The following is an 8,449-nucleotide window of genomic DNA, read 5'->3' as shown; positions in this document are numbered from 1 at the left end:
CCGAGAGTGGGCATGGCGCAAGCGCTGAAATCGCAGGTTACGGAGAAAGCCAAGGCGCTCGGCTTCGACGCCGTGCGCTTCACCTCGGCCGATGCGCCGGACGGGGTCGGCGCCGCGCTCGATGCGTTTCTCGCGGAGGGCCGTGAGGGAGACATGGGCTGGCTCGCCGGGACGGCGGACCGCCGCAAGGCCCCGCGCGCACTATGGCCCGAGGCAAGGAGCGTCATCCTGCTGGGCCTGAACTACGGCGAAGGCATGGATCCGCTCGCCGCTCTCGATGCGCCGTCGCGCGGCGCCATCTCGATTTACGCCAAGCGCGCCGATTACCACGACGTCATCAAGACCAAGCTCAAGCAGCTTGCGGGGGACGTGCAGGCGCTCGCGGGCGGCGACGTGAAGGTGTTCGTCGATACCGCGCCGGTGATGGAGAAGCCGCTCGCGGCGCAGGCCGGGCTTGGCTGGCAAGGCAAGCATACGAATTTGGTGTCGCGAGAGTTCGGCTCGTGGCTGTTTCTCGGCTCGATCTTCACCACCGCCGAGTTCGAAGCGGATATGCCCGAGCAGGATCATTGCGGCGCCTGCCGGCGCTGTCTCGATGCGTGTCCGACGGCGGCCTTCACCGCGCCTTACGAGATCGATGCGCGCAAGTGCATCTCCTATCTCACCATCGAGCACAAAGGGCATATCGCGGCGCGCTTCCGGGCGCAGATGGGCAACCGCATCTACGGCTGTGACGATTGCCTCGCCGTGTGCCCGTGGAACAAGTTCGCGCAAGGCTCGCGTGACGCGAAGCTCGCGGTGCGCGGCGAAGCCGACAATCCGCCGCTTGCGGAATTGCTCATACTCGACGACGCAGGCTTTCGCACACGCTTTCGCGGCACGCCCATCAAACGCACGGGGCGCGACCGCTTCGTCCGCAACGTGCTAATCGCCGCGGGCAACTCTCGCGACGTGTCGCTGGTGCCGCACGTGGAGGCGCTGCTCTCCGACAACTCTCCACTGGTTCGGGCCATGGCCGTGTGGGCGCTGTCGCGTCTTGCGCCCCAACGCCACGCGGCCTTGCGCAAAGCGTGCGTCGCGGCCGAGGAAGATCCCGCCGTGCGCGACGAGTGGCTGGAGATCGCCGCGTGAGCCGCTTGTTTGCCTTCGGCCTCGGGTTCTCGGCGCAGGAACTCGCCTCGCGTCTCGCCGCGCAAGGTTGGTCCATTGCCGGCACCGCGCGCGAGGAGCCGAAGATCAGCCAACTGCGTGCTGACGGTTATGAGGCGACGCAGTTCATCGGCGACAGGCGCAATGCGGCCCTGCCGCGCTTGCTGCAAGGCACCACGCATCTGCTGCACTCGATCCCGCCGGGGCCGGAAGGCGATCCCGTGCTCGCCAGCTATCGCGACGAGATCGCCACGCTCGGCACGCTCGAGTGGATCGGCTATTTGTCGACCGTGGGCGTCTACGGCGACCAGCGCGGGAGCTGGGTCAACGAGGAGACGGTCCCGAAGCCCAACAGCCCGCGCACCGAGGCGCGCGTGCATGCCGAGCAAGCCTGGCTCGACTTCGGGGAAGAGATCGGCGTGCCGGTGCATGTATTCCGCCTCGCCGGCATCTATGGCCCAGGCCGCAGCGTGTTCGACAAACTCGCGGAGGGCACGGCGCGACGCATCAACAAGGGCGGGCAAGTGTTCAGCCGTGTCCATGTGGAGGATATTGCGCGCGTACTGGAAGCCTCCATCGCGCGCCCCCGCGCGGGCGCGATCTACAACGTTGCCGACGACGAACCGGCCGCACCCGGCGATGTCGTCGCCCATGCGGCAAAGATGATCGGCATCGAGCCGCCACCGGAGATCGCCTTCGAGGAGGCCGATCTTTCACCGATGGCACGCAGCTTCTATCAAGGCAGCCGGCGCATCGGGAATGCGCTGATCAAGTCGGAGCTCGGCGTGGAGCTGCGCTACCCCACGTTCCGCGAAGGACTCGTTTCACTCATGCCGCGGGAGGAGGCCGATCGATGAGTGCGCCGACGGTGCGCTCCAGACGGCGTAAGTCTTCCGGTCCCGACAGGCGGTGATCGCCGTCCTTGACCAGCGTCAGCTCCACATCGTCGCTCTTCAAGAGATCGATCAGCGCAAGCGCGTGCGGCCACGGCACGTCCTCGTCGCGCATGCCTTGGAGGATGCGTACGGGCGCGGCCACATCGATATCGCCTTCGGCGAGTAGATGATTACGGCCTTCCTCGATGAGGATTTTGGTGAGGGGATAAGGATCGTCGTAATCGGACGGCGCGTAGAAGACGCCCTCCGTCTCGATCTTCGCGCGCGTCTTGGCCGACATCTTCTCCCACATCAGCTTTTCGGTCATGTCCCAGGCGGGTGCGATGAGTACGAGGCCGCCGAGACGTTTGTCGCGAGACTTGGCAAGCGCGCCGGCCAGCAGCAACGCGATCCAACCGCCTAGGGACGAGCCGACGAGGATCAAGCGCCTCTCACCGGCAAGCGCGAGCATGGCGGTGGCCTCTTCGAGCCAATCGCCGACGGACGCCTGGAGCAGGTCTCCTTCGGAGACGCCATGGCCGGAATAGTCGAAGCGGAGCATGGCGTAGCCTTGCACATAGGCCCAATCGCTCAAGGCACCGACCTTGGTGCTCGTCATGTCGGACATGAAGCCCGACAGCCAGACGACGGCCGGGCTCGTCTCATCGCTGCCCTCGTCGAAGCGATAAGCGATGCGGCGGCGCTTCTGGCCTTGGCCAAGTTCGAGGAATTGTGGTTCTTGATGATCCATCGGGGTTAGCGCTGGCAGTCCATACGTTTTTCGCGGAAGACGAGGCCCATGGCAAAGGTCACTATATTGCAGGCCGTGCCGCGGCTCGAGACCGGCGGCAGCGAGCAATCGACCGTCGAGATCGTGCAAGCGCTCACACGCGCCGGCGCTTGCGCCCTGGTTGCCACCGAAGGGGGGCGGATGGCAACAGCGGTGAGGGAAGCGGGCGGCGAGATCATTCCGCTACCCATGGCCAGCAAGAACCCCCTCACCATCCTCGCCAATGCGCGGCGGCTCGCGAGAATCGTCGAGGAACGCGACGTCACGCTGATTCATGCGCGCAGCCGTGCACCGGCCTGGAGCGCGTTTCTGGCCGCGCGCCGCACCAAGCGGCCCTTCGTCACCACCTATCACGGCGCCTATAGCAGCCGCGTGCCGTTCAAGACGCTCTACAGCAGCGTCATGGCCCGCGGCGACCGCGTCATCGCCAATTCGCATTACACCGCAGCGCTCATCGCCGCGCGCCACCACGTGCCGCAGGAACGCATGCGCGTGATCTATCGCGGAATCGATCTTTCGCGATTTGAGCCTCAGTCGATTGCACCTGCGCGTCTGGAAGCCTTGCGCGTCGCCTGGGGCGTGCCCGAAGGACAGCCAATTGTCCTTCACGCGGCGCGACTTACGAACTGGAAGGGCCAACGCTATGTCATCGAGGCGGCGCAGAAGATGCTTGCGGCGAACCAGCTCAGCGATGCCGTCTTCATCCTCGCCGGCGACGACCAGGGCCGCGACAGCTACCGCAACGAGCTCGAAGCACAGATCCAGGCCGCGGGCCTACAAGACCGCGTACGCCTCGTGGGGCATTGCGACGATATCCCTGCGGCCTTCGCGCTGGCCCATGTGGCGGTCATCGCCTCGATCAGCGCGGAAACCTTCGGCCGGACCAGCATCGAATCCCAAGCGGCCGGCTGCCCGGTCATCGTGACAGACGTGGGCGCGGCTCCCGAAAACGTGATACCGGCCTCCGGCAACGCCGACTTCACCGGCTGGGTGGTGCCCACGGCCGATTCCGCGGCGCTTGCGGCATCTCTCGTTGAGGCGCTGACGCTGTCGCCGGAGGCGCGTGCGGCAATCGGTCCAAGAGCACGCGCCCATGTGGGCGGCCACTTTACCTTGCAGGAAATGCAGCGGGCGACGCTTGCGGTGTACGACGAACTGCTCGGGACAGATCTCGCGGCACGGTCGCGCTAGAGGCGGGAATCTTGCCGCGTTTTTGCCCTGATCCCGCCGCCTGCCGCTGGCTTGATGTCAGAAATCAGTGTTGTGGCCGCATGCGCATCTGGAACCAACGACTAAAGGGATTGTTAAGTATGGCGGGGTCATTCTTGTAGCCATGTCAGTAGGGGTAATGTCACACGAGCCGGCTCTGTCGGGGAGACCACACCGCGGGGCCGGGGCCACGCCGGTCCATTTCGTGTACCATATCCCCAAATGCGCCGGACGGACGATCGATCGCCATTTGGCGCTTTCCCTGCCGCAGTCGGCCTATCACCGCATGAAGAAGCGCCGGGGGCTCGGACGCTTCGTCACCCGGTACGATTGCTCCGATCTGCCCGACCCTCGCAGGGCGCAAGTGGTGAGCGGGCATTTCCTCGGCATCTCCGTCGATCGGCTCTTCGAACGGCGCTTGATCAGGCGCAGCCTGCTGCTGCGCGATCCCGCGAGCCATTTCGTCTCCTACTACAACTACCGCATGACGCGGTATCTCTCCGAAGGCATGCAGCCTTACGGCGTCGAGGTGGCGTACGGTGCGATGCAGCGCAACTTCATCACGCACTACGTCCTCAAGAACTTCCTCGAATTGACTTGGACGCAGATCGCAAGCCTGTCCGACCAAGACAAGTACGAACTCGTCAACGCGTTCCTGTCGACCTTCTGGTTCGTGGGCGATTACCAGCTCTGCGACGACTTCCTCGGCGCGCTGAGCGACCGGCTCGGCATCTCGGCCAACGCCCGGCCGCACAATCAGCTGACCGAGCTTGCGCGTGGAGCCGGGTGGACGCCGCTGACCTTGGATTTGGTTCCCGACGATGTCGTCGCCGGCATCCGGGCGGAGAACTTGATCGACCAGAAGCTGTGGGAGACGTGGCACGATGCACGGCATGACACGAGCGCCGTCCGCCCTGTCGCACTCGAGCGCGGCGCCTCGAGCTTCGTCGGCAGCGAGGCCAGCCGCTTCGTGAACCAGATCCTGCGCCGCATGCAACGGCGGTGGGGCAGCTTCGAGGGCCCGGTTCCCGTCATGCACGGCGATCCCGCCGCGCCCGCCTGAGAAACGCTTTCGGGCCTCCGCCCGAAGTGTTATGCCACCACCGTTTAGACGATCACGCTGGTCCAGGCGGGGCATCGGACTTCTCAATGGGGATACTGGTCAACGTCGCTCTCCGGCGAGAGCCCGGAATCATTCGCGCGCTGTTCTTCCTGGCGCCGTTCGTCACACTCCTGGCGCCCAAGACCACCGTTCCCGCGCTCATACTCCTCTTCGCCGGCTGCGTAGGCCTTGCCCTGGCCCATGGGCAGCGGCTTAAGTCACTGTTTCAGTTCGATCTTATGCTGGTGTTGTTCGCCGCCGCCGCCGTCTATCTGTTCGTCAATGCGTCGTGGTCGCTGGACCCATCGCGCGCCGTCAGTAAGGCGGTCTGGTTCACGCTCGTCGTGGCGATGAGCTTTGGCGCCTGGCGCGCCCTCGCCAGTTGGCAGAAGCCGCAGATCCGGATCGCCACCACCGCGTTTCTGGCCGGGCTCGCAGTCGGCGTCGCCTTTATCCTGCTCGAGGCCGCCACGGGGCGCTTCCTCACGATCTCGCTCTACAACTTCTTGCCGTTCACGCGGCCCGAGAGCGCCAAGGCTATGGTCATCAAGGACGGAGAGGTGCTCCGGATCGCCGCCTTCGAGCTCAATCGCAACGTCACGGTCATGCTCCTGATGCTGTGGCCCGCGCTTCTGTGCCTCGCCGTGCGCGGTGGCGGACAGACGCGGCTGCTGGGGCTCGCGGCGCTCTTTCTCGGCGTGCTGGCCTCGGTGTTTCTGTCCACCCATGAATCCTCGAAGGTCGGCATCCTGCTGAGCGCGATTGTTTTCGCCGTCGCGCTCGCTTGGCCGGTGTTCGCGCGGCGTGCCCTGCTGGCCGGTTGGTGCCTTGCCTTCATCCTGGTCGTGCCGTTGGCCACGATGGCCTACAAAGCCGAACTTCATCAGGCGGATTGGCTCCCTTACTCCGCCTCGACGCGCGTGACCTTATGGGCCTACACGGCCGAGCAGGTCCCGGAGGCGCCCTTCTTCGGCATCGGCGCCACCTCCACCCGCAGGATGGATCTTGACCGGGAAGACCGGCAGAAGCCGAGCAAGGACAAACAGTCGGGCCAGGAATTTGGCTGGCGTGCGGGGCCGCATGCTCACAACGCCTTCTTGCAGACCTGGTACGAGCTGGGCGCGGTCGGCGCCGTTCTCTTCATAGTGGCGGGCGCGGCCGTGATCGTCTCCGTCGGCCGGTTGCCCCGCGCGAGCCAAGCCTACGTGCTGGCCCACATTGCTGCGTTCGTCATGATCCTCGCCTTCGCCTGGGGACTGTGGCAAAGCTGGCTGATGGCGTTGGCCGGACTTGCGGCGCTTTACGCGGCAATGGCAGTCAGCCTCACAAGGGCCGAAGATGCCACAGGGCGTTGAGGGATCGGGGCTTGGCCCTCACGGCGCGACTTGTCAGGCCTAATCGCCATCTATAGAAGGTTTGATCTTGGAATTCGCTATTCCGCGCCCCGTGCCTCGCCGCGGCGAGGGCGCCTGCTCATTAAAGGAGACTGAGACATCGTAAGACGGCCCATGAAGCTCGGCCCCGAGAGGGGAGGCCCCCGTATCAACGAGGGCATAGACACTCCAAACATCCAGCTCATTGACGCGACCGGCGAGAATGTCGGTGTGGTCGAGATTACCGACGCGCGCGCGCGCGCGGTAGAGGCAGGGCTCGATCTTGTCGAGATCTCGCCCAATTCCGAGCCGCCGGTGTGCAAGATCCTGGATTACGGCAAGTACAAATATCAAGCGCAGAAGAAGGCTACCGAGGCGCGCAAGAAGCAGCGCACCGTCGAGATCAAAGAGATCAAGATGCGGCCGAACATCGACACGCACGACTACGACGTGAAGATGCGCTCGATGAACCGCTTCTTCGAGGAAGGCGACAAGGTCAAGGTGACGCTCCGCTTCCGCGGCCGCGAGATGGCCCATCAGGAGCTCGGCACCCAACTGCTCAACAAGGTCAAGCAGGACACCACAACGATCGCCAAGGTGGAATCAGAGCCGCGGCTCGAAGGCCGCCAGATGGTGATGGTGCTGGCGCCGCGCTAGCTAGGCGCTGCGGGCGAGGTCTTCGGCCACGGCTGCCGCCGTCATGGGCTCCGGCCTGCCAAACAAGAAGCCCTGGCCCGTATCACATCCAAGCGCGATGAGCTTGTCGAGCACGTCCTTCGTCTCGATCCCTTCGGCTGTGGTGCGCAGGCCCAATACGCGCCCCAGGCCTACAATGGCCTCGACGAGCTTCTCGTCGTCGGCGTCCTGCAGCATGTGGGTGATAAACGACTGGTCGATCTTGATGGTGTCGAGCTGTAGCTCCCGCAGGTGATGCAAGCCTGAATAGCCTGTGCCGAAATCATCGAGAGCGATGCGCACGCCGAGGTTACGAAGAGACTTGAGCGTGCTCTTGGCTTCCTCCAGACGCTGCACCACGGCCGTCTCGGTGATCTCGATCTCGAGCCGCTTGGGCGGAAAGCCCGCCTCAGCGAGAATGGCCAAGACTCTCTGCGCAAGCAGCGGATCGGCGAATTGCTTCGGCGATAGATTCACCGACAGATAGATATGCGGCGGCCAGCTCCTGGCATCGCGGAGGCCCTGTGTGAGCAGGGAGTCGGTGAGAGCGCCGATCGCACCGGTGTCTTCCGCAATGGGGATGAAGTCCAAAGGATCGATCACGCCCAATTCGGGATGGCGCCACCGCGCCAGAAGCTCATAACCGATGGTCTCTTGCGTATGGAGATCCACGAGCGGCTGGTAATAGGGGATGATTTCCCCGCGCCGCACGGCGCCCTCGATCTCCCGCTCCAGCCGGACCCTCTGCTGAAGCCGCTCGTCCATCTTGCTGTCAAAAAAGCGGTATCCGCCGCGGCCTTCTGTCTTGGCCCGGTACATGGCCATGTCGGCCTGCCGGAGAACGGTTTCGACCGGACTGTCCTCGCGGCTCGCCACTTCGTCGCCGGCCGGGTGTTGGTCGTGGATCGCCACGCCGACGCTGGCGCCGACCTCGAGAGACAGGGAGGCAAGTTTGATCGGTCTGGGGACGTCATGCACGATGCGGCGTGCGACACGCAGCGGCAGCTCGTCATCGTCGGTAACGGTCATGATGATGCCGAATTCGTCGCCGCCGAGCCGCGCGACGACGCCGCTGTCCTCGACGATATCGGTCAGGCGCTGGGCGACGACGCGCAACACCTCGTCCCCCAAGCGATGGCCGTAGAGGTCGTTGATCGGCTTGAAGTGGTCCAGGTCAATCACGAACATGGCACAGCGTTCGCCGTGACCGGCGCCGCGCGACCTGCTGTTGAACTCCTCGAGGAAGCGCCGGCGGTTCGGGAGACCCGTCAGCGCA

General features: G+C 64.7%; 8 protein-coding genes. 6 read left to right on the top strand and 2 right to left on the bottom strand.

The window, feature by feature from the left end:
* Nucleotides 1–12 precede the first annotated feature (12 nt).
* Entirely contained in the window at nt 13–1,131 is a 1,119-nt protein-coding gene (gene queG / locus ACSLE4_RS03940; RefSeq protein ID WP_435903176.1) for a tRNA epoxyqueuosine(34) reductase QueG, read from the top strand.
* A complete protein-coding gene (locus tag ACSLE4_RS03935; protein ID WP_435903175.1) occupies nt 1,128–2,006 on the top strand; it encodes an SDR family oxidoreductase in 879 nt (292 codons plus the stop codon). The genes queG and ACSLE4_RS03935 overlap by 4 nt, the downstream gene beginning before the upstream one ends.
* Here ACSLE4_RS03935 and ACSLE4_RS03930 read toward each other — a convergent pair.
* On the bottom strand, nt 1,978–2,775 hold the full coding sequence (locus ACSLE4_RS03930; protein WP_435903174.1) for an alpha/beta hydrolase: 798 nt from the start codon (nt 2,773–2,775) through the stop codon (nt 1,978–1,980). The two genes, ACSLE4_RS03935 and ACSLE4_RS03930, sit on opposite strands and share 29 nt — an antisense overlap.
* Nucleotides 2,776–2,823: 48 nt before the next feature.
* Here ACSLE4_RS03930 and ACSLE4_RS03925 point away from each other — a divergent pair, with 48 nt between their 5' ends.
* The 4 genes from ACSLE4_RS03925 (at nt 2,824) to infC (ending at nt 7,155) form a co-directional block, all read left to right on the top strand.
* On the top strand, nt 2,824–4,005 hold the full coding sequence (locus tag ACSLE4_RS03925) for a glycosyltransferase family 4 protein (RefSeq protein WP_435903173.1): 1,182 nt from the start codon (nt 2,824–2,826) through the stop codon (nt 4,003–4,005).
* A gap of 157 nt (nt 4,006–4,162) precedes the next feature.
* Nucleotides 4,163–5,086: a hypothetical protein gene (locus ACSLE4_RS03920; RefSeq protein ID WP_435903172.1), complete on the top strand. Its 924-nt coding sequence runs from the start codon at nt 4,163–4,165 to the stop codon at nt 5,084–5,086.
* 86 nt (nt 5,087–5,172) lie between these two features.
* Nucleotides 5,173–6,480, top strand: a complete 1,308-nt coding sequence (locus ACSLE4_RS03915; RefSeq protein ID WP_435903171.1) for an O-antigen ligase family protein — start codon at nt 5,173–5,175, stop codon at nt 6,478–6,480.
* Nucleotides 6,481–6,633: 153 nt separating this feature from the next.
* Complete coding sequence (gene infC, locus ACSLE4_RS03910; RefSeq protein ID WP_435903170.1) at nt 6,634–7,155, top strand: translation initiation factor IF-3; 522 nt, start codon at nt 6,634–6,636, stop codon at nt 7,153–7,155.
* Here the strand turns inward: infC and ACSLE4_RS03905 are convergent.
* The coding region (locus tag ACSLE4_RS03905) for a putative bifunctional diguanylate cyclase/phosphodiesterase (protein WP_435903169.1) at nt 7,156–8,449 on the bottom strand (1,294 nt) is incomplete at its 5' end.

Source organism: Methyloceanibacter sp., from assembly GCF_051306395.1.
Classification (GTDB): domain Bacteria; phylum Pseudomonadota; class Alphaproteobacteria; order Rhizobiales; family Methyloligellaceae; genus Methyloceanibacter.
Note: the sequence above shows the minus strand (reverse complement) of the source record. Positions and strands in the feature narration are given on the sequence as shown.